This window comes from Psychrobacter sp. TB15, from assembly GCF_000511655.1.
Taxonomy (GTDB): Bacteria; Pseudomonadota; Gammaproteobacteria; order Pseudomonadales; family Moraxellaceae; genus Psychrobacter; species Psychrobacter submarinus.
The window spans coordinates 1-2,696 of the sequence record NZ_AYXN01000038.1 but is presented as its reverse complement, the minus strand read 5'-3'; the positions used below and the strand labels follow the sequence as shown (position 1 = coordinate 2,696).

Sequence of the window (2,696 nt, the reverse complement as noted above, 5' to 3'; positions counted from 1 at the left end):
TGAGCTATGCTGAAGAAACCGTAGAGGTAAACTTGGTAAACTAAGCGTATTAATCGGAGTTTACCATGACCAAGAAAGTAAGAACCTACAGTGACGAATTTAAAGCTGAAGCCGTCAAGAAGATAGCGGATAACAACGGCAATATTTCAGCGACCGCAAAGCAACTTGGCATCGCCATGCAAACGCTATCCAACTGGCAGAACAAAGCTAATCAAGGCAAGCTTGTAGGAACAAAGCAGTATGACCCTGAACTTATGAGTGCGCTTGAAGAGGTAAAACGCCTAAAGCGACAGCTTAAAGTTGCCGAAGAGGAGCGCGAGATCTTAAAAAAGGCGACGGCGTACTTCGCGAGAAACAGTTAGTCAGGTACGCCTTTATCAAAGACAACCAGTTCCTCTTTCGCATCACCACTATGTGCCGTGTGTTAAGGGTTAAGCCATCAAGCTATTACGACTGGCTAAGTCGTGATCTCAGCGACCAACAGATACATCGCAACCAGTCTGAATTACTGGTTAAAGCGGCTCACAATGAAACGAAAGAACGTTATGGCGCAGATCGACTGCATGCTCATCTAAGCGAGCAAGGCCATAACATTAGCCTGTATATGGTAAGAAGCATCAAAGAGCAACACGGCATTAAATGTCGTAGTCATAAGCGCTTTAAAGTCACCACCGACTCCAATCACAACAAGCTGGTCTATCCAAACGTGCTCGATCAGAAGTTTGACACCAGTCGCCCTAACCAAGCATGGGTAAGCGATATTACCTATATCTGGACACATGAGGGCTGGTTGTATTTAGCGGGAGTCAAAGACTTATATACCAAAGAGCTGGTCGGCTATGCGATCAACAAACGCATGACCGCAGATTTGGTCTGTCGCGCATTGAACATGGCCATCAGGAATAAACGTCCAAACAAAGGGCTAATCGTTCATTCAGACAGAGGCAGTCAGTATTGCAGTCACGCCTACCACAAGACCATTAAGCAGCATCAATTTATAGGCTCAATGAGCGGCAAAGGCAACTGTTTCGATAACGCTCCGATAGAAAGCTTCTGGGGCACATTAAAGAATGAGCTGGTATATCATCAAGACTATAAAACAAGGTTCACAGCCATCAATGATATTATCAGTTATATCGAGCTGTACTACAATCAGACGAGGATTCAAAAGGGTTTGGGCTATCAATCGCCAAGACAGGTGTGGTTTGATTATTATCGTCAGGCTGCGTAATTAAAATCTCCCAAGTTTATGTGTACGGATTTGACGGCAGGGGTCAGGTACCTGCAAGAAATCCACTTAATGAACTTTTACTATGTTGATTTCTTGAATGGCTCCTGCTTTTCTCTTTTCATTAAACAATTTTTTCTCATCAAAATTTACAAATAAAACTCTACCCTATAGAACGTAAAAAAAGCCGCCCTCAATGAAGAGAGCGGCTTTCATGTTTTAGTAATCTTAAAACTGATTACTAAAGCATTGGCTATTAGTTGCTTACGCTTGCAACCACACCAGCACCTACAGTACGGCCACCTTCACGGATAGCGAAACGTAGGCCTTTGTCCATAGCGATTGGGTGGATAAGCTCAACGCTCATCTCAACGTTGTCACCAGGCATAACCATTTCAGTACCGTCTTGTAATTGGATTGCGCCAGTTACGTCAGTAGTACGGAAGTAGAACTGTGGACGATAGCCGTTTAGGAATGGCGTGTGACGACCACCTTCTTCTTTTGATAGTACGTATACTTCAGCATCGAAGTTGGTGTGCGGGGTGATTGAACCTGGCTTAGCTAGTACTTGGCCACGTTGTACGTCTTCACGCTTGGTACCACGGAGTAGTACACCACAGTTCTCACCTGCACGGCCTTCGTCTAGTAGCTTACGGAACATCTCAACACCAGTACAGGTGGTTTTTTGAGTGTCACGGATACCGACGATTTCGATTTCGTCACCAACTTTTACGATACCAGATTCAACACGGCCAGTTACTACGGTACCACGACCTGAGATTGAGAAGACGTCTTCGATTGGCATTAGGAATGCTTTGTCGATGTCACGCTCAGGCTCTGGGATGTAGCTGTCTAGGGTTTCTAGTAGTTCTACGACAGCTGGTTCGCCGTATTTGCCGTCGTCGCCTTTTAGGGCTTGGGTGGCTGAGCCTTTCATGATTGGGGTGTCGTCGCCTGGGAAGTCGTAGTCGTTAAGAAGTTCACGAACTTCCATTTCTACAAGCTCTAGCAATTCTTCGTCGTCTACTAGGTCACATTTGTTCATGAAGACGATGATGTATGGTACGCCTACCTGACGTGATAGCAAGATGTGCTCACGAGTTTGTGGCATTGGGCCGTCAGTTGCTGATACGACTAGGATTGCGCCGTCCATTTGAGCGGCACCGGTGATCATGTTTTTGACATAATCGGCGTGACCTGGGCAATCAACGTGGGCGTAGTGACGAGTTTCGGTGTCATACTCTACGTGTGAGGTGTTGATGGTGATGCCACGTGCTTTTTCTTCAGGGGCTGAGTCAATTGACGCGTAGTCTTTGGCTTCGCCGCCTGAGGTTTTTGCTGCTACAGTTGCGATTGCGGCAGTTAGTGTGGTTTTACCATGGTCAACGTGTCCGATGGTGCCGACGTTGACGTGGGGCTTGTTGCGTTCAAACTTGGCCTTTGCCATGAGTGTATCCTTTTTTATTGG

The 2,696-nt window shown here is 46.1% G+C and carries 2 protein-coding genes; one reads left to right on the top strand and one right to left on the bottom strand.

The genetic code is table 11. From position 1 onward, the window contains the following. The first annotated feature begins 65 nt into the window (after positions 1-65). Positions 66-1,231 (top strand): IS3 family transposase gene (locus tag W234_RS0109690; RefSeq protein WP_156923945.1). Its coding sequence is split into 2 segments (ribosomal slippage): positions 66-321 and positions 321-1,231, totalling 1,167 coding nucleotides; the frame shifts between segments, so codons are not numbered across the junction. Positions 1,232-1,484: 253 nt separating this feature from the next. Here the strand turns inward: W234_RS0109690 and tuf are convergent. Continuing rightward, complete coding sequence (gene tuf / locus W234_RS0109685) at positions 1,485-2,675, bottom strand: elongation factor Tu (protein WP_025644530.1); 1,191 nt, start codon at positions 2,673-2,675, stop codon at positions 1,485-1,487. Between the last annotated feature and the right edge of the window lie 21 nt (positions 2,676-2,696).